Origin of the sequence: Hydrogenophaga sp. ANAO-22 (assembly GCF_042466645.1) — a bacterium.
GTDB lineage: Bacteria > Pseudomonadota > Gammaproteobacteria > Burkholderiales > Burkholderiaceae_C > Hydrogenophaga.
Map to the genome: position 1 here is coordinate 653713 of NZ_CP159956.1, position 17433 is coordinate 671145.

Annotated in this window: 16 protein-coding genes, 1 tRNA gene and 1 riboswitch; of the genes, 4 read left to right on the top strand and 13 right to left on the bottom strand. The window is 67.7% G+C overall.

The annotated features are described in order from the left end of the window. The first annotated feature begins 4 nt into the window (after nt 1–4). Together trmB and ABSY19_RS02960 are read left to right on the top strand one after the other, a co-directional pair. Complete coding sequence (gene trmB, locus ABSY19_RS02955; RefSeq protein WP_382158913.1) at nt 5–733, top strand: tRNA (guanosine(46)-N7)-methyltransferase TrmB; 729 nt, start codon at nt 5–7, stop codon at nt 731–733. A gap of 60 nt (nt 734–793) precedes the next feature. Next, the gene (locus ABSY19_RS02960) at nt 794–1681 is read left to right on the top strand and encodes a pseudouridine synthase (RefSeq protein ID WP_382158915.1); all 888 of its coding nucleotides are present in this window, start codon (nt 794–796) and stop codon (nt 1679–1681) included. A gap of 7 nt (nt 1682–1688) precedes the next feature. Here ABSY19_RS02960 and alaS read toward each other — a convergent pair whose 3' ends face one another. Beyond that, nucleotides 1689–4310 carry an alanine--tRNA ligase gene (alaS, locus tag ABSY19_RS02965; RefSeq protein ID WP_382158917.1) on the bottom strand — a complete coding sequence of 874 codons (2622 nt, stop codon included), beginning with the start codon at nt 4308–4310 and terminating at the stop codon, nt 1689–1691. Between the two features lie 267 nt (nt 4311–4577). Here alaS and ABSY19_RS02970 point away from each other — a divergent pair, with 267 nt between their 5' ends. Continuing rightward, on the top strand, nt 4578–6068 hold the full coding sequence (locus ABSY19_RS02970; protein ID WP_382158919.1) for an NAD-dependent succinate-semialdehyde dehydrogenase: 1491 nt from the start codon (nt 4578–4580) through the stop codon (nt 6066–6068). A 25-nt stretch (nt 6069–6093) separates the two neighbouring features. Then, complete coding sequence (locus tag ABSY19_RS02975; RefSeq protein ID WP_382158921.1) at nt 6094–7701, top strand: gamma-glutamyltransferase family protein; 1608 nt, start codon at nt 6094–6096, stop codon at nt 7699–7701. A 26-nt stretch (nt 7702–7727) separates the two neighbouring features. Here ABSY19_RS02975 and ABSY19_RS02980 read toward each other — a convergent pair whose 3' ends face one another. From ABSY19_RS02980 to ABSY19_RS03035, 12 genes are all read right to left on the bottom strand, one after another. Beyond that, nucleotides 7728–8717: a Bug family tripartite tricarboxylate transporter substrate binding protein gene (locus tag ABSY19_RS02980; protein ID WP_382158923.1), complete on the bottom strand. Its 990-nt coding sequence runs from the start codon at nt 8715–8717 to the stop codon at nt 7728–7730. Nucleotides 8718–8768: 51 nt separating this feature from the next. Continuing rightward, on the bottom strand, nt 8769–9428 hold the full coding sequence (locus ABSY19_RS02985) for a 4-carboxy-4-hydroxy-2-oxoadipate aldolase/oxaloacetate decarboxylase (RefSeq protein WP_382158925.1): 660 nt from the start codon (nt 9426–9428) through the stop codon (nt 8769–8771). Next, a complete protein-coding gene (locus tag ABSY19_RS02990; protein WP_382158927.1) occupies nt 9428–10084 on the bottom strand; it encodes an RraA family protein in 657 nt (218 codons plus the stop codon). Before ABSY19_RS02990 ends, ABSY19_RS02985 begins: the two co-directional genes overlap by 1 nt. 37 nt (nt 10085–10121) lie before the next feature. Next, the gene (locus tag ABSY19_RS02995) at nt 10122–10760 is read right to left on the bottom strand and encodes an RraA family protein (RefSeq protein WP_382158929.1); all 639 of its coding nucleotides are present in this window, start codon (nt 10758–10760) and stop codon (nt 10122–10124) included. Beyond that, nucleotides 10757–12007 (bottom strand): Rieske 2Fe-2S domain-containing protein, encoded by a 1251-nt coding sequence (locus tag ABSY19_RS03000; protein ID WP_382158931.1) that lies wholly within the window; start codon nt 12005–12007, stop codon nt 10757–10759. Before ABSY19_RS03000 ends, ABSY19_RS02995 begins: the two co-directional genes overlap by 4 nt. A 24-nt stretch (nt 12008–12031) precedes the next feature. After that, nucleotides 12032–13042 carry a protocatechuate 3,4-dioxygenase gene (locus ABSY19_RS03005; protein WP_382158933.1) on the bottom strand — a complete coding sequence of 337 codons (1011 nt, stop codon included), beginning with the start codon at nt 13040–13042 and terminating at the stop codon, nt 12032–12034. Nucleotides 13043–13065: 23 nt separating this feature from the next. Beyond that, nucleotides 13066–14073 (bottom strand): amidohydrolase family protein, encoded by a 1008-nt coding sequence (locus ABSY19_RS03010; protein WP_382158935.1) that lies wholly within the window; start codon nt 14071–14073, stop codon nt 13066–13068. A 219-nt stretch (nt 14074–14292) separates the two neighbouring features. Continuing rightward, entirely contained in the window at nt 14293–15060 is a 768-nt protein-coding gene (locus ABSY19_RS03015) for a FadR/GntR family transcriptional regulator (RefSeq protein WP_382158937.1), read from the bottom strand. 67 nt (nt 15061–15127) lie between these two features. Next, nucleotides 15128–15201: transfer RNA gene (locus ABSY19_RS03020), tRNA-Gly, on the bottom strand. 35 nt (nt 15202–15236) lie between these two features. Continuing rightward, the gene (locus ABSY19_RS03025) at nt 15237–15815 is read right to left on the bottom strand and encodes a TMEM165/GDT1 family protein (RefSeq protein ID WP_382158938.1); all 579 of its coding nucleotides are present in this window, start codon (nt 15813–15815) and stop codon (nt 15237–15239) included. Between the two features lie 4 nt (nt 15816–15819). Further along, nucleotides 15820–15995: riboswitch (yybP-ykoY riboswitch) on the bottom strand. Nucleotides 15996–16021: 26 nt separating this feature from the next. Next, nucleotides 16022–16657 (bottom strand): 3-oxoacid CoA-transferase subunit B, encoded by a 636-nt coding sequence (locus tag ABSY19_RS03030; protein WP_382158940.1) that lies wholly within the window; start codon nt 16655–16657, stop codon nt 16022–16024. A gap of 2 nt (nt 16658–16659) precedes the next feature. Beyond that, on the bottom strand, nt 16660–17367 hold the full coding sequence (locus ABSY19_RS03035; protein ID WP_382158941.1) for a CoA transferase subunit A: 708 nt from the start codon (nt 17365–17367) through the stop codon (nt 16660–16662). Between the last annotated feature and the right edge of the window lie 66 nt (nt 17368–17433).

The window sequence follows — 17433 nt, forward strand, 5'->3', positions numbered from 1 at the left end:
CCCGATGACCGACCCCCGCCACGCCCAACCGCGCCCTGCCCCCGCCGACACCACCTTCATGCGGGAGGTGAAGAGCTATGTGCTGCGCGCGGGCCGCATGGGCCCGGGCCAGGCTCGAGCCTTCGAACAGCACGGCCCCCGCTTCCTGCTGAACTACGCCCCGGGCGCGTTCGACGCGGCTGCGGCCTTCGGGCGCGCCGCGCCGCTCATCATGGAGATAGGCTTCGGCATGGGCGGCGCCACCGCGCACATCGCCGCCGTGCGCCCGCAGGACAACTTCCTCTGCTGCGAAGTGCACGAGCCCGGCGTGGGCGCCCTGCTCAAGCTCGTGGGTGAGCAAAGTCTGGAGAACATCCGCATCTTCCGCCACGACGCGGTGGAGGTGCTGGACCACATGCTGGGCGAAGCCAGCCTCGATGGCGTGCACATCTTCTTCCCCGATCCCTGGCACAAGAGCCGCCACCACAAGCGCCGCCTGATCCAGGGCCCGTTCGTGAACCGCCTCGCGCGCCACCTCAAGCCCGGCGGCTACCTGCACCTCGCCACCGACTGGGAGCCCTACGCCCAGCAGATGCTGGAGGTGCTCCAGGCCGAGCCCCTGCTGAGCAACACCGCCGAAGCGGGTGGCGACGGCTTCGTGCCCAAGCCCGACTACCGGCCGCTCACCAAGTTCGAGAACCGCGGGCTCAAGCTCGGCCACGGCGTCTGGGACCTGGTGTTCCGCCGCGTCTGATCCGCAACGGGCCACCATGGGCCGTCCCCGAAGAACCCGGCGATTCCCTCGCGGCAGGGCGTGTCCGCCAGCTGCATCGCCCTGCCCTACGACAAGGCCGCGCCCTGGCCACTGCTGCTCGACTTCCTGGCCGGACGCCTGAGTGCCGTCAGCCGCGAGGCCTGGGCCCAACGGCTCGCGCGCGGCGAGGTGCTTGACGACGCGGGCCAGGCCCTGCCACCCGATGCGGCCTTCACGCCGGGGGTGCGGGTCTACTACTACCGCGAACTCGACCACGAACCCGTGGTGCCTTTCGAGGAAACCGTGCTGCACCTGGACGAGCACCTGCTGGTGGCGGACAAACCGCATTTCCTGCCGGTGACACCCGGTGGGCGCTACGTGCAGCAAAGCCTGCTGGTGCGGCTGAAGAACCGGCTGGGCATCGACACGCTCAGCCCCATCCACCGCATCGACCGCGAGACAGCGGGCCTGGTGGTGTTCAGCCTGCGCCCGCAGGACCGCGACGCCTACCAGTCGCTGTTCCGCGACCGCGCGGTGCACAAGGTGTACGAAGCGCTCGCCCCCTCAGGCGATGCGTCCCAGGCCTGGCCCGTGGTGCGGCGCAGCCGCATCGAGGAAGCGCACGATGCCTTCTTCCGCATGAACGAGACCGAGGGCGAGCCCAACAGCGAGACGCGCATCGATCGGCTGGAGGTGCGTGGCCCGTGGGCGCGCTACCGCCTGGAGCCCGTCACCGGCAAACGGCATCAGCTGCGCGTGCACATGAACGCGCTGGCGCGGCCCATCGTGGGCGATCAGTTCTACCCGAGCGTGCAGCGCGGGCCACACGAAGCCGAGGATTTCGCCCACCCGCTGCGCCTGCTGGCCCGGGCCATCGCGTTCACCGACCCGGTGACCGGCCAGGCCAGGGCCTTCCAGAGCGCAAGAACGCTGGACTGGCCCGGCTAGGGCCGGCTCACAGGCGCTCGGCCACCCAGCCCTGCACCGACTGCAGCGCCTTGGGCAGACCGCTGGCGTCGGTGCCGCCGGCCATGGCCATGTCGGGCTTGCCGCCGCCTTTGCCGCCCACCTGCTGGGCCACGAAGTTCACCAGCTCGCCGGCCTTGACCTTGCCCATGCTGTCGGCGGTGACACCGGCGGCCAGCTGCACCTTGGCGCCGTCCACGGCGGCCAGCACGATGGCGGCGGTCTTGAGCTTGTCCTTGAGCTTGTCCAGCGTGTCGCGCAGGGTCTTGGCGTCGGCGCCGTTGAGCACGGCAGCCAGCACCTTGATGCCCTTGACGTTCACCGCCTGCGCCACCAGCTCGTCGCCCTGGCTCGAAGCCAGCTTGCCCTTGAGCGCGGCCACTTCCTTCTCCAGCGCCTTGACCTGCTCCAGCGTCTGGCCGATGCGCGCGTTCAGCTCGACCGTGGGCGCCTTGAGCACGCCCGCCGCCTGCGCCACCGTGTCTTCCAGCGACTGCAGGTAGGCCAGCGCGTTCGTGCCAGTGATGGCTTCGATGCGGCGCACGCCCGCGGCCACGCCGCTCTCGCCCACCACCTTGAAGAGGCCGATGTCGCCCGTGCGCTGCACGTGCGTGCCGCCGCAGAGCTCGCGGCTGCTGCCGATGTCGAGCACGCGCACGGTCTCGCCGTACTTCTCGCCGAACAGCATCATGGCGCCGGTCTTCTGCGCCGACTCGATGTCCATCAGGCGTGCCTGCGTGGCGTGGTTGTCGAGAATCTCGGCGTTCACCTTGGCCTCGATCTGGCGGATCTGCGCGTCCGTGACGGGCGCGTTGTGCGCGAAGTCGAAGCGCGTGCGCTCGGCGTTCACCAGCGAGCCCTTCTGCTGCACGTGCTCACCCAGCACCTCGCGCAAGGCCTTGTGCATCAGGTGGGTGGCGCTGTGGTTGCGCACGGTGGCGGCGCGCAGCGCCGTGTTCACCTGGGCGTTCACATGGTCGCCCACGTTGAGCGTGCCCTGCTCCACGCTGCCGTGGTGGCCGAACACGTCGGCCTTGATCTTCTGCGTATCGCCCACGGCGAAACGCGCCGAGCCACTGGTGATGACGCCCTCGTCGCCGACCTGGCCACCGCTCTCGGCGTAGAACGGCGTGTTGTCCAGCACCACCACACCGGTCTGGCCGGCGTTCAGCGCGGCGACCGGCGTGCCTTCGAAGTAGAGCGCGACGATCTTGCCGGGCGCTTCCAGCTGTTCGTAGCCCACGAACTGGTTGCCCGCGCCGGTGTAGTCCAGCGCCTTGTCCATCTTGAACTTGCCGGCCGCGCGGCCTGCGGCCTTCTGCTTTTCCATCGCGGCGTGGAAGCCTGCCTCGTCCACCGACAGGCCGCGCTCGCGGCAGACGTCGGCAGACAGGTCGAGCGGGAAGCCGTAGGTGTCGTGCAACTTGAAGGCCACGTCGCCCGGCAGCACCTTCTCGCCGCCGGCCAGCGCCGCGTCGAGGATTTCCATGCCGTTGGCCAGCGTTTCGTAGAAGCGCTCTTCCTCGGCCTTGAGCACCTCGGTGATGCGCTGCTCCTGGCGCGCCAGGTTCGGGTAGGCCGCGCCCATCAGCTTCACCAGGTCAGGCACCAGCTTGTGGAAGAACGGCGTCTTCTGGCCCAGCTTGTAGCCGTGGCGGATGGCGCGGCGCACGATGCGGCGCTGCACATAGCCCCGGCCTTCGTTGCTGGGGATCACGCCGTCGCTCACCAGGAAGGCGGTGGCGCGGATGTGGTCGGCGATCACCTTGAGCGAGGGGTTGTCCAGGTCGCTGATGTGCGTCTCGCGCGCGGCGGCCTTGATGAGCGCGTCGAAGATGTCGATCTCGTAGTTGCTGTGCACGTGCTGCAGGATCGCGGCCAGGCGCTCCAGGCCCATGCCGGTGTCCACGCAGGGCGCGGGCAGCGGCGTGACGGCGCCGGTCTCGTCCATGTTGAACTGCATGAACACGTTGTTCCAGATCTCGATGAAGCGGTCGCCGTCTTCATCGGGGCTGCCTGGAGGGCCGCCGGGGATCTCGGGGCCGTGGTCGTAGAAGATCTCGCTGCACGGACCGCAAGGGCCGGTGTCGGCCATCATCCAGAAGTTGTCGGACTTGTAGCGGCCACCCTTGTTGTCGCCGATGCGGATCACGCGCTCGGGCGGCAGGCCGATCTCTTTCGTCCAGATGTCGTAGGCCTCGTCGTCCTCTTCGTACACCGTGGCCAGCAGGCGCTCCTTGGGCAACTGGTAGACCTCGGTCAGCAGCTCCCAGGCCCATTTCAGGCTCTCGCGCTTGAAGTAGTCGCCGAACGACCAGTTGCCCAGCATCTCGAAGAAGGTGTGGTGGCGCGCGGTGTAGCCCACGTTCTCCAGGTCGTTGTGCTTGCCGCCGGCGCGCAGGCAGGCCTGCACCGAGGCCGCGCGCACGTAGGGGCGCTTGTCGGTGCCGAGGAACACGTCCTTGAACTGCACCATGCCGGAGTTGGTGAACATGAGCGTCGGGTCGTTGCCGGGCACCAGGGGGCTGGACGCGACCACGGTGTGGCCCTTGGAAGCGAAAAAGTCCAGGAAGCTCTTGCGGATGTCGGCAACGGAGGCGGGGCGGGTCATGTTGGCCTTGTGGGTGGTCGTCGTTGAATGCGGGGCAGCGCTCGCGCGCGCGGAACCCGCTATTTTCCAACATGCGGGCCGACCCCGGCGCGCGGGCGGCGAAATCGGGTGGATCGGCCCGCCGCGTCGCGGGCGGCACCGCCCCGGAAAAGACCGGGGGCTATGCTGGAACGCCTTTCGGCGGCACAATCGGCGGCGATTCATTTAACAAGTTAAATAAATCCCGATCACCCCTTCCCGCGCACCGCATCGACGGAGACAACCCCCATGGACATGAAGACCTCCCCCCTGGCCCTGCTCAAGGACCCGAGCCTGCTCAAGACCGACGCCCTGATCAACGGCCAGTGGGTTGCCGGCAACCGCCGTTTCGACGTGCACGACCCGGCCACCGGCCACAAGCTGGCCGACGTGGCCAACCTGGGCCCCGCAGATGCCGAGGCCGCGATCGCCGCCGCCAACGCCGCCTGGCCGGCCTGGAAGGCCAAGACCGCCAAGGAACGCAGCCACATCCTGCGCAAGTGGTACGACCTGCTGATGGCGAACCAGGACGACCTGGGCACCCTCATGACCGCCGAACAGGGCAAGCCTCTGGCCGAGGCCAAGGGCGAGGTGGCCTATGGTGCGAGCTTCGTGGAATGGTTCGCCGAGGAGGCCAAGCGCGTCAACGGCGAAACCCTGCCCACCTTCGACAACAACCGCCGCCTGATGGTGCTCAAGCAGCCCATCGGCGTGTGCGCGGCCATCACGCCCTGGAACTTCCCGCTCGCCATGATCACGCGCAAGGTGGCGCCCGCGCTGGCCGCCGGCTGCCCGGTGATCATCAAGCCGGCCGAGCTCACGCCGCTGACCGCGCTGGCCGCCGCCGAACTGGCCATCCGCGCCGGCATCCCGGCCGGCGTGTTCAACATCCTCACCGCCGACGCCGAACAGTCCATCGCCGTGGGCAAGGTGCTGTGCGCGAGCGACGTGGTGCGCCACATCAGCTTCACCGGCTCCACCGAGGTCGGCCGCATCCTCATGGCGCAGTGCGCGCCCACGGTCAAGAAGATGTCGCTCGAACTGGGTGGCAACGCGCCCTTCATCGTGTTCGACGACGCCGACATCGACAGCGCGGTGGAAGGCGCCTTCGCGAGCAAGTACCGCAACGCCGGCCAGACCTGCGTCTGCACCAACCGCTTCTACGTGCAGGCCGGCGTCTACGACGCCTTCGTGGCCAAGTTCGCCGCCAAGGTGAAGACCGCCAAGGTCGGCAACGGCTTTGGCGAGGGTGTGAGCCAGGGCCCGCTGATCGAGGAAGCGGCTCTCGTGAAGGTGCAGCGCCACGTGGACGATGCCGTGGCCAAGGGTGGGCGCGTGGTGGCCGGTGGCCAGCGCCTCGCCAGCCTGGGCAGCGGCCAGTTCTTCGAACCCACCGTGGTCGCCGACGCGACGGCCGACATGCTGTGCGCGAAGGAGGAAACCTTCGGCCCCTTCGCACCGGTGTTCAGGTTCCACACCGAGCAGGAAGCCATCGACGCGGCCAACGCCACCGAGTTCGGCCTGGCGAGCTACTTCTACAGCCGCGACGTGGGCCGCATCTTCCGCGTGAGCGAGGCGCTGGAGTACGGCATGGTGGGCATCAACGTCGGCATCCTGGCCACCGAACACGTGCCCTTTGGCGGCGTGAAGCAATCCGGCCTGGGCCGCGAAGGCTCGCACCACGGCATGGACGACTACGTCGAAATCAAGTACCTCTGCGTCGGCGATATCCTCAAGTGATTCCCACCTGAGAGACACCCACCCCATGCAGTTCGACTGGAGCCACCCCTACCCCACCATCCGCAGCCCGCTCATGGCGCGCAATGTGGTCGCCACCTCGCAGCCCCTGGCCGCGCAAGCCGGTCTGCGCATGCTGCTCAAGGGCGGCAACGCGGTGGACGCCGCGATCGCGGCCGCCGCCGCCCTCACCGTGGTGGAGCCCATCTCCAACGGCCTGGGCAGCGACAACTTCGCGATCGTCTGGGACGGTCAGCAACTGCACGGCATGAACTCCTCGGGCGTGGCGCCCGCGGGCTGGAGCAAGGCCTATTTCGAGAACAAGCACAACGGCCAGATCCCGCTGCGCGGCTTCGACGCCGTGACCGTGCCCGGCGCGGTGGCCGGCTGGGCCGCCTTGTCCGAGCGCTTCGGCGCCCTGCCCTTCGCCGACCTGATGGCGCCGGCCATCGAGCTGGCCGAAAGCGGCTTCGCGGTGGCGCCCGTCATCGCGCACAAATGGGCCCTGGCCGTGCCCCTGCTGCAGGACAAACCCGGTTTCGCGCAGGCCTTCATGCCCCGTGGCCGTGCGCCGCTGCCCGGTGAGCGCTTCGGCTTCGCCGAGGCCGGTCGCGCGCTGCGCCGCATCGCCGAGACGCGCGGCGAGGCCTTCTACCGGGGCGAGATCGCCGCCGCCATCGACGCCTTCGCGCGCGAGCACGGCGCGCAACTGCGCGCCAGCGACCTCGCCGCGCACCAGGTGCAATGGGTCAAGCCGATCGAGATGGCCTTCGCCGGCCACACGGTGCACGAACTGCCACCCAACGGCCAGGGCATCGCCGCGCTCATGGCGCTGGGCATGCTCGAACAGCTCGACATCGGCCGCTTCGGGCCCGACAGCATCGAAGGCCAGCACCTGCAGATCGAGGCCGTCAAACTGGCCTTCGCCGACACCTACCGCTGGGTCGCCGACGAGCGCTTCATGACCGAGGTGCGCGCCGCCGACCTGCTGGACCCGGGTTACCTGCGCGACCGCGCCAGGCTCATCGACCCGAAACGCGCCATTCACCCCGGCGCGGGCCACCCGCCGCGCGGTGGCACGGTCTACCTCACCGCCGCCGATGCGCAAGGCCGCATGGTCAGCCTGATCCAGTCCAACTACCTGGGTTTCGGCAGCGGCGTGGTCGTGCCCGGCTGGGGCATCAGCCTGCAGAACCGGGGCCACGGCTTCACGCTGCAGGACGGCCACCCCAACCAGGTGGCGCCCGGCAAGCGGCCCTTCCACACCATCATCCCGGGCTTCCTCACGCGCCAGGGCCAGGGTGTGATGAGCTTTGGCGTGATGGGCGCCAACATGCAGCCGCAAGGCCATGTGCAGACGCTGGTGCGCATGCTGGTGCACGGCCAGCAGCCCCAGGCCGCGTGCGACGCACCGCGCTGGAAATGGGGCAAGGGCCTGGACGTGGACTTCGAGTCCACCATGGCGCCCGCGCTGCGCGACGGCCTCAAGGCGCTGGGCCACCGCTTCGAGCCGACCGCCGACACCTACCTCGACTTCGGCAGCGGCCAGTTCATCGCGCGCCTGAGCGACGACATGGCCGACGGCTACGTGGCCGCGAGCGATGCGCGGCGCGACGGGCAGGCGGTGGGGTTCTGAGCTTCGTCCTGCGGAGGCGCCACGCGTCAGTCGGCCTTGATGCCGTTGCGCTTGACCACGTCGGTCCACATCGCGAGTTCGCTGCGGCACAGCGCCGCCAGTTGCTCGGGTGAACCGCCCACCGGCTCCGTGCCGGCCGTGAGGAGCTGGGTCTTCACCTCCGGCATGGCGAGCACCGCGGCGACCTCCCTGTTCAGCTTCGCCAGGATGGGCTTGGGTGTGCCCGCAGGCAGAAAGAGGCCGTACCAGAGTTCGCTGTGAACGCTGGAGAGGCCGGCCTCGGCAAACGTCGGCACATCGGGAATCTCGGCGAAGCGCGATTTGCCGGTTTGCGCCATCGCCTTGAGGTGGCCGCTCTTGATCAGGCGAACGGCGTTCTCCATCGGGGCGAGCACCACCGTGACGCTGTTCTGAACCACGTCCATGACGGCGCCGGGCACGCCCTTGCTCGGGACGTGCCGCATGCTGGTGCCCAGCACCTGTTGCAGCTGGGCGGTGTAGAGGTGCAGGGTCGAGGCCTGCCCCGCCGAGGCGTAGGTGGCGTTGTCGCCCTGCGCCTTCAGATAGCTCACCAACTCCTTCAGGTTGTTCGCCGGTGTCGCGGCGTTCACCACCAGCACCAGGTTCGAGCGGGCGATCTGGATGACCGGATCGAAGTTCTTGATCGGGTCGTAAGGCATCTTGCGCAGCACCGAGTTGATGATGTGCGTGGGCGGCGCCAGCATCATGGTGTAGCCGTCCGGCGCGGCGGCGGCCACCGCCGCGGTGCCGATCTGTCCGCTCGCACCGGGGCGGTTCTCGACGATGACCGGCTGTCCCAGGCGTTGCGACAGCCGCTCCGACACCATGCGGGCCAGGGTGTCCGTCACGGACCCCGGGCTGTAGGGCACGACCATCTTGAGGGTCTTGGCGGGATAGTTGCCCGCTGTCTCGGCCTGGGCCATCGCCCATGGGGTGGTGGCGGCGGCCAGCAGGCCGATGACCGCGGTGCGTCGGTCGAGTCGAGGGATGTTCATGGGGTTTGTCTCCTGGTTCTACCGTCCATCTGCCTATGCTTGCGCGGGCGCCTAACGCCATCCGTAAATCGACAAGGTGCTCTCTCCTCGTTGGAGCCGCTGGACGAACTCGGCTTCTTCGGCATCGCGTTGCGCCCCCGCGTCCAGGACCGCCCCGGCCATCTGGTGTGGGATGGCGACGACCCCATCGCCATCACCGACGATCAGGTCGCCGGCGTTCACGACCACGTCGCCGATCAGAACCGGGTGATTGATCCAGCCGACGGCGCCGAAATCCTTGCCCGTCCCCCGGATGCAGAGACCGCGGCTGAACGTGGGCACGCCGATCTCCCGCAGCAGATCGCCATCGCGCACGCAGCCGTCGATCACCAGGCCGGCCAGGCCTCGGGCCTTGGCCATCGTCGCCATGATCTCGCCCCAATAGCCATGCTCGTGGGCACCGCCCGTGAACACCACCATCACATCGCCGGGCTGGACCCGCTCGAGCGCGCGATGGAGCCAGAGGTTGTCCCCCGGCGGGGAATGCACGGTGAGGGCCGATCCCGCGCAGCGAAACCCGGGCGCGAGCGCCTGAATCTGGGAAGGCAGGGCGCCGATCTTTCGCGCGGCCTCGTGCAGCGTGGCCGACGATGCGGCCTGCGCTCGCGCGAGGACGGGCGCCGGCAGCCGGACCGCGTCCCGCGTCGTGGTGGAAGGGTCGTGCCGGGGCATCACGATGCCCTCGTCTGCAACTGGTGGTACCCATGGGCCTTGCGCGCCTCGTCCAGGCGCATGCCACCCCGCACCGCCGCGCGCACGCGCGCCTCGGCCGAGTCGATGGCTTCGGCGGTGTCCAGGACCCGTGCCTCGTGCTCCTTCGGAATGATCACGACGCCATCCGCGTCGCCTTTCACGATGTCACCCGGGCTCACGCGGGCATCGCCGACATTGACGGGAACGCCCGTGGCCTCGACCTGCACACGGTCCTTGCCGGTGCGCATCCAGTGGTCCTTGGAGAAGACCGGGTAGTTCAGTTCCAGACAGAGCGCGACATCGCGGCAGATGCCGTCGATCACGGTCCCGGCGATGCCCCGCCGATGCGCAATCTCGGTCAGGATGTCGCCCCACACGGTGGCGTTGTCGCGGCCGCCGTTGTCCAGAACGATCACGCTGCCGGGAGGCACATCGTCGATGTAGTCTCCGACGGTGCCAGGTGGGCTGCCCGCGGGGCCGTACAGCAGGGTCCACGCCCGGCCGGCCATGCGAAAGGAAGGGTCTCGCGGCTTGACGCGATGGCACTGGCCAACGATGCCCAGCTTGTCGAGGGCGTCACTGAGGGCGGCCGTGTCCAGCCGGGCCGCGCGTTGCACATGGGGATCGTCGTTCATCGCTTGTTCTCCAGCATCTGTTCGTAGTGGCCATTCATCACCTGGCTGATCGGGGTTCCCCCTGGAGGGCCTTGGCCATGCCGCCCTCGCGCCGCGCGATGGTTTCGGCGGTGTCGAGCACCTCCTCGATGCTTGCCGCCGCAATGACGACCACACCACTGCGATCGGCCACCACGTAGTCACCCGGCTGCACCGAGACATTCCCCAGCGCCACCGGCAGTTGAGTGCCCAGCTCGACGACGCGCGACCGGGCCGTCAGGCAGGTCAGGCTGCGGCTGAAGATCGGGAAGCCGTAGGCGATGGCCTCGTCCACGTCCCGAAGCGGGCCATCGGCAATGACGCCCTCGACGCCGCGCACCTTGGCGCCCAGCGTGAGCAGCCCGCCCCAGCAGCCGGCCTCGATGCCGGAGCGCTGCTCGACCACGATCACCTGGTCCGGCCCCGAGAGTTCGATGGCGGTGCAACCCAGATGCCGTGGCTCACCCGGGGGTGGCTGGCCTGGACCGACCTTCATCGTGACAGCGACCCCGGCGATGCGCCCCTGGCCACTGCGCTGCGGGATGCCGGTGACGGCGCCCGCGCGACCCAGCTTGTCGAGGGCGTCGGACAGCGCGCAGACGTCGATGCGCCGCAGGCGCGCCACGCATGCCTTCTGGATGGTGCTCAGCGTGTTCATAGGCCTGCCGCCTCCCGGAAAGCCTGGCGCACCGACTCGGGCTGGCCATAGGCAAAGCGGAACCCTTCGTAGTGCTGCCGCCAGATGGGGTGCGCCAGAAGCACCTGCCTCGGAAGGCCCCGCAGCAGAAACTCGCGTTCCGCGATGGGCAGCTGAACCCGGACGTTTTTCGCCGGATCGCGGATGACGCCTTTCGGATCCTCGCCCCGTTCGACCGCCGCGATGTCCTGCTCGAACCGCCGGCGCAGCATGACGATGCCGCGGTCGCTGAGCCCGAGGGTCTCCTTCGTCCGGTCGGCGATGACCCCCTGGCCCACCCAGGCCACCATGTCCTGGTTGATCACGTGACTCGTCACCCAGCGCCCGGTGGCGTCGTCCTTGACCGGGCTGCGCCAGGTTGGCACCGAGGGCTGTGAATACGACTCGACCTCCTGCGGCAGGCGCGTGAAGATCCACGAGATGCTGAGCGTGTTCTCGTCGTCGATCGGCACCCGGTACTCGAAGTGGTCCCCGAGGAAGAACGCGTTGGGCCACAGGCACACCCGGCCGACGGTCCACATCGCATCGGCCTTCGTGGCCTCGCCGCGGATGCGCTTGTAGACCAGTCCGTGATCGAACTCTTCGAAAGCGACCTCCTTGTGTTCCGCCGAGTAGGGGCCGGTCTGCCCGCTCAGGCGGGTGCTCCAGTTGTTGTGCATCCATTCGAAGTGCACCGGGTCGATGGAGTTCTCCTGGCACTGCAACCAGTTGCAGGGCACGTCGGACACCACGATCTGGACGAAACCGTTCTCGAAGCTGAAAGGCTCCCAGTCGGGCAGCTCCGGTGCGGGAGCGGGCCCCAGGTAGGCCCACAGAAGCCCGGCCTTCTCCTTCACCGGATAGCCCTGGATGCAAATCCGCCCGCGCTTCGTGATTTCGGGGTTGACGGTGTCCTCGTACGGGCGGCTCACGCACTTGCCCGAGGCATTGAAGGCCCAGCCGTGGTAGCTGCAGCGAATGCCGTCGGCCTCGACGAAACCATAGGACAGGTCGGCGCGGCGGTGGGCACAGGCCCGCTCGACCAGGCCATGGTTGCCGCTCAGGTCGCGGTAGAGGACGAGGTCCTCGCCCATCAGCCGCAGCGGCTTGATGGGGTTCTCATCGAGTTCCGAGGCGCCCGCGATCGGCATCCAGTGCCTTCGCAGCACCTCGCCCATGGGCGTTCCGCGGCCGACCTGCGTCAGCCTGCGGTTCTGTTCTTCATTCATTGCGTCTGTTTCCTTCTTTCACACTCACAAGGACCACGCCACGAAACCCATGCCGCTGCCGGTGCCGGCCGGCGTCCGGTAGCACGGCGTGTAGTCCCGCATGTCGATGCGCAGCCCCGCTTCGTTCATGGCCGCAGCCACCGCCATCCAGCTCTTGATCTCGCCGCTGTTCCCGTTGAACCAGCTCTCCGGGATCGACTGGAGCGATGCCGCGTCGAATGGGCTCAGGGCCTGGAGGACTTTCTGGTCCAGCGATTCGTCGACCACGAAGTGGCTCAGCCCCCCCGAGGCGATGAACACCACACGCGAGGCATCGGGCAGATCGCGCACCGCCCGGGCCAATGCCGCGCCGAAGGCGAGCGCCCTCCCCGTTCTGACCTGGTTGGGGGCGACACCCACATTGACAAAGACGGGCACGCTCGGCGGCGGCGCATCGTTCAGGATGCGCCGGTACACGAAACCGAACGCGTGGGGAATGCCGTGCTGTCCATCGGCGGTCGACGGCAGGCGGGCGGAGGTCGCCACATCGAAACCCGCGTCGCTCAGACTGGCCACGATGCGCGTCGCCTGGGCCGCATGACCGGGGTACACCGCCCCCTCCGGTGGACAGTGCCCCACCTCCGCTTCGGCGATGCCGGGCGGCAGCTTGGCCAGCTGCGCCGGGGTCAGGGGAATGTTGGGAATCGACTCGCCGGTGTACACCAGCAACGCGGGTGACATGTCGTCATGGAAGACCTCCCGCTGGTCGTTGCCCACGACGATCACCCAGTCCGCCCTCATCGCCTTGAACTTGTCCGCCAGCTGGTCCAGTGACGACTGGCATTGCGCGTAGGCGCGCGCCTGATGGGCTGCCTGCACGGCCATGCCGAATCCCGGCGCTCGGGCGGCAAGCAGCTCATCGTAGTTGTGACGCCGGCCCTGATACCAGTGGTTCACATTCTTCTGATCGGCTCCCGCTCGCAGGTGCCAGATCGAAGGGGGCGTGCACAACAGGGGGCCATGGGAGACCGCAATGCCCCCGACGATGTTTGCCATGTCTGGTGTCTCCCGCAGAGGATCTACAGCTTGAAGACCTGCTTCGCGTTGCCACTGAAGATCGCCTGCTTCGCGTCTTCGGAGAGCCAGTCGAAACCCTCGATGAGCGGCTGGATGTCGTCCATCCAGCGCCCGGTCGCGGGGTCTTTCACCGTGCCGACGCCAGGGCGCTCGGCGCCGAAGATGCACCGCTCGGGGCCGACGGTCTTGATCAGCAGGCGCAAGGCCTCTTCCGAATAGAGCACGGTGTCGAAGTAGAGGCGGCGCAGCGCATCGAGGAACGGCTCGGGTGCCCGACCCGGCCGCAGCGATGGCGCATGGAAGCGCCCGACCTGATACGGCATCGCGCCTCCGCCATGCGACACGACGATGCGCAGTCGCGGGAAATCCTTGAACACGCGCGAGTTGCACAGCGCCATGACGGCGACCGTCTCTTCGTTGATGAAGTGGACCGAGTAGCTGTTGCGCTCCGAACGAAAGCCCGCGGAGTGCAGGTAGGCGGGCACGTCGAGTTCGACCAGGCGCTCCCACAGCGGGTACCAGTATTCGCTGCCGAGATTCGGCACCGCCTGGGTGTCCAGCCCCTCGCTGGGATCGGTGTTCACCATCGCCGCCACCATGCCGAGCTCCTTGACGCAACGGTCCAGCTCCGGCAGGCAGTTCTGGATCGGCTCGCCCCAGGCCTGCGGCAGACCACACACCCCCCGGAAGGTGCCCGGCACCAACCGGGCCTGCTGCCCGATCATGCTGTTCACCTCTTCCGTGTACCAGTGAACCAGCTTGGCCGGCCTTTCGCTGTGCATGCTCTGGTAGGGCCGGGGCGAGATCAGCTGCATGTCCGTGCCGAGCTCTTTCAACTGTTCCAGATGGGACTTGGTGCCGAAGGTCGGCGTGTGGAGGACGGCCAGCATCTCGTCGTCACTCACCTTCGGAGATCCGCGTCCGTGGTTGCCACGGTGCGACAGCAATCCGGCCTTCCACACATACAGCGAATCGGGCGCAGTCACGTGCGCGTGTGCATCAATGAGCATGTCTTTTTCCGTGGGCATTGCGGGCGATCGGGACCAACGCGGCACCTCGACCTCTGGCGCCGGACACCCCATGGGCGTCCTCGGCTTGGGTCGAACTGTAATCTGTATATCTGTAATATACATTAGGGTTTTCACGATGGTGCCGGCGCAGGCGCACCAAAGAGAACGGGCGCCCGAGGCGCCCGTTCTGGCAAAAAAAAGAAGAAAAAGCGCCCGGCGCTAGGGGGTCGGGGCTTGAGCCGCCGGCTCGGTCGTGGCGGTCGAATCCGAGCCCAGGATGCGCATCCGGATGCCGGACTCGCGCTCGCGCATCAGCTCACCCGCGGCCACCGCATCCCCATTGACGATGGCCTGGAGCAGGCGGGCGTTGGACTGGATGATCCGGCGGGTGGCCGCCGCGGTCGTGTTGGCTTCGAGCAAGGGGCCGAGCACCGATCCGAAGGCCCGGTACTGGGCGATGAGGACGCGGTTCTTGGAGGCGTTGACGATGGCCTCGCGGAACCGCATGGACGCTTCCGTGAACGCGTGCGGGTCACCCGCGGCCGCCTCGGTGGCCTGCGCCGCCTCTTCCATCCGCGCGGCATCCTCCGGGGTCACGCGGCCTGCGGCCAGCTCGGCCGAAGCGATGCTCGTGATGCTCTGCGCTTCGAGCATCTCCGCCGCGGTCAAACCGATGAGATGGAGCTGAACGGCCAGCGAATCGACCAGGCGATCGGAGTTGCCCATGGCCACCCAGGCACCGCCCCGGGAACCCATGCGGACTTCCACCACGCCCATGGCGATCAGCGAACGCAGCGCATCGCGCGCCGCGATCCGGCTCACGCCGAACTGCTGAGCCAGGGTGATTTCGCTGCCGATGAATTCGCCGGCCTTGAGCTTTCCCGAGAACAGCGCATCGCGGATCTGCCGCACGATCGACCACGAGAGGCTTTCGGCTCGCGCGGCGGGCTCCCATTGGGGGGCGGTGTGGGCTGATGGCTCGTTCATGATGAAACCGCGCCGCCACAGGCGCCGCACGCGCAGCGATGGTGCCGGTGAAGGGGGAGTCGAGAGGTGGAGCGGGTGAAGGGAATCGAACCCTCGTATGAAGCTTGGGAAGCTGCCGTTCTACCATTGAACTACACCCGCAGCAGGCCGCCATTCTAGCGCCCCGGCCGGACCGGTCAGCCGGTCATCGACGCGCCCACGCCCATCAGGGCCAGCACGCCCAGCACCGCGAAGATCAGCGCGGCGATGATGTGCACGATCTTGATCGGCACGCGCCGCGTGATCGCCTCGCCGAAGAACACCACCGGCGCGTTGGCCAGCATCATGCCGAAGGTGGTGCCGATCACCACCGCGATCAGGGGTTCGTATTGCGCGCCCAGCGCCACGGTGGCGATCTGCGTCTTGTCGCCCATCTCGGCCAGGAAGAAGGCCCACAGCGTCGCGACGAACACGCCCATCTGCCGCTTGGGCACGGCGTCTTCGTCGTCCAGTTTGTCGGGGATCAGCATCCACCCGGCCATGGCGATGAAGGAGACCCCCAGCACCCAGCGCATCACGTTCGGGCCCACGGCAGCCATGATCCAGGCGCCGGCAGCGCCCGCCAGGGCGTGGTTGAGCAGGGTGGCCACCAGGATGCCCCAGACGATGGGCCAGGGGCGCTTGAAGCGGGCGGCGAGGACGAGGGACAACAACTGGGTCTTGTCGCCCATTTCGGCGAGGGCGACGATGCCCGTCGAGATCAGGAATGCTTCCAAGAGAATGCTCCGAGGGCCGGCAAAAGACAGAAGACCACACGGCATCCCCGGCCCATCCGGAGGCAGTGTGGTCAAAGGTCTTGCCAGGCTGGAAGCTGTCTGCGCCATGGCCGTGGGGGCCAAGTGTGTTGACGCGGACCTCTGCAGGGCGCAGAGCGGCTACTCCCCAATGACGGGTGCAGGCGGGAGTATACCCGCCAGGGGTATCAGACCAGCGTGACGCCGGTCTTGGACTGGATGAACTCGCGCGTGACGCCCGGGGCCATTTCCACCAGCTTGAGGCCTTGCGGCGTCACGTCCATCACGCCCAGGTCGGTGATGATGCGATCGACCACGCCCACGCCGGTCAGCGGCAGGGTGCAGGACGGAATGATCTTCAGGTCTTCGGTGCCGTCCTTCTTCTTCGCGACGTGCTCCATCAGCACGATCACGCGCTTGACGCCGGCCACGAGGTCCATCGCGCCCCCCATGCCCTTGACCATCTTGCCCGGGATCATCCAGTTGGCCAGATCGCCCTTCTCGCTGACCTGCATCGCGCCCAGGATGGAGAGGTTGATCTTGCCGCCGCGGATCATCGCGAAGCTGTCGTGGCTGCCGAAGATGCTGGAGCCCGGGAGCGTGGTCACGGTCTGTTTGCCGGCGTTGATCAGGTCGGCGTCGACCTGGTCTTCGGTGGGAAACGGGCCGATGCCCAGCATGCCGTTCTCGCTCTGCAGCCAGACTTCCTTGGTGCCGGTGTGGTTGGCCACCAGCGTCGGGATGCCGATGCCGAGGTTCACGTAGAAACCGTCTTCGAGTTCTTGCGCCGCGCGGGCGGCCATTTGGTCTTGGGTCCAGGGCATGGTCAGGCTCCAGCTTTCTCGGTGATGGTGCGCTTCTCGATGCGCTTCTCGGGGTTGGCGTTGTGCACGATGCGGTGCACGTAGATGCCGGGCAGGTGGATTTGGTCCGGGTCGATCGCGCCGGTCTCGACGATTTCTTCCACCTCGACCACGCAGATCTTGCCGGCCATGGCCGCGGCAGGGTTGAAGTTGCGCGCGGTCAGGCGGAACTGCAGGTTGCCGGACTTGTCGGCGCGGTGCGCCTTCACCAAGGCCACGTCGGGCACCAGCGCGCGCTCCATCACATAGGTCTCGCCGTCGAACTCGCGCAGCTCCTTGCCCTCGGCCACCAGGGTGCCGACACCGGTTTTGGTGAAGAAAGCAGGGATGCCCGCGCCGCCAGCACGCAGCTTCTCGGCCAGCGTGCCCTGCGGCGTGAATTCGAGCTGCAGTTCACCGGCCAGGTACTGGCGCTCGAACTCCTTGTTCTCACCGACGTAGCTCGAGATCATCTTGCTGATCTGGCGCGTCTCCAGCAGCTTGCCCAGGCCGAAGCCGTCCACGCCCGCGTTGTTGGAGATCACGGTGAGGTTCTTCGCGCCGCTGTCGCGCAGCGCATCGATCAGGGCCTCGGGAATGCCGCAAAGGCCGAAGCCTCCGACGGCAAGCAACTGGCCATCGGCCACGATGCCTTTGAGCGCGGCGTCCGCGTTCGGGAAAATCTTGTTCACGTCGGTGTCTCCTGGGTTGGACCGTGGGAGCCGCTACGATACTACGTAACCACATACGTAGTATTT

What these genes read in the sequence shown, in the direction of transcription:
- trmB (WP_382158913.1), top strand. Translation starts at nt 5, where the DNA reads ATGACCGACCCCCGCCACGCCCAACCGCGCCCTGCCCCCGCCGACACC.
- alaS (WP_382158917.1), bottom strand. Translation starts at nt 4,310, where the DNA reads ATGACCCGCCCCGCCTCCGTTGCCGACATCCGCAAGAGCTTCCTGGAC.
- ABSY19_RS02970 (WP_382158919.1), top strand. Translation starts at nt 4,578, where the DNA reads ATGGACATGAAGACCTCCCCCCTGGCCCTGCTCAAGGACCCGAGCCTG.
- ABSY19_RS02975 (WP_382158921.1), top strand. Translation starts at nt 6,094, where the DNA reads ATGCAGTTCGACTGGAGCCACCCCTACCCCACCATCCGCAGCCCGCTC.
- ABSY19_RS02980 (WP_382158923.1), bottom strand. Translation starts at nt 8,717, where the DNA reads ATGAACATCCCTCGACTCGACCGACGCACCGCGGTCATCGGCCTGCTG.
- ABSY19_RS02985 (WP_382158925.1), bottom strand. Translation starts at nt 9,428, where the DNA reads ATGCCCCGGCACGACCCTTCCACCACGACGCGGGACGCGGTCCGGCTG.
- ABSY19_RS02990 (WP_382158927.1), bottom strand. Translation starts at nt 10,084, where the DNA reads ATGAACGACGATCCCCATGTGCAACGCGCGGCCCGGCTGGACACGGCC.
- ABSY19_RS02995 (WP_382158929.1), bottom strand. Translation starts at nt 10,760, where the DNA reads ATGAACACGCTGAGCACCATCCAGAAGGCATGCGTGGCGCGCCTGCGG.
- ABSY19_RS03000 (WP_382158931.1), bottom strand. Translation starts at nt 12,007, where the DNA reads ATGAATGAAGAACAGAACCGCAGGCTGACGCAGGTCGGCCGCGGAACG.
- ABSY19_RS03005 (WP_382158933.1), bottom strand. Translation starts at nt 13,042, where the DNA reads ATGGCAAACATCGTCGGGGGCATTGCGGTCTCCCATGGCCCCCTGTTG.
- ABSY19_RS03010 (WP_382158935.1), bottom strand. Translation starts at nt 14,073, where the DNA reads ATGCTCATTGATGCACACGCGCACGTGACTGCGCCCGATTCGCTGTAT.
- ABSY19_RS03015 (WP_382158937.1), bottom strand. Translation starts at nt 15,060, where the DNA reads ATGAACGAGCCATCAGCCCACACCGCCCCCCAATGGGAGCCCGCCGCG.
- ABSY19_RS03030 (WP_382158940.1), bottom strand. Translation starts at nt 16,657, where the DNA reads ATGCCCTGGACCCAAGACCAAATGGCCGCCCGCGCGGCGCAAGAACTC.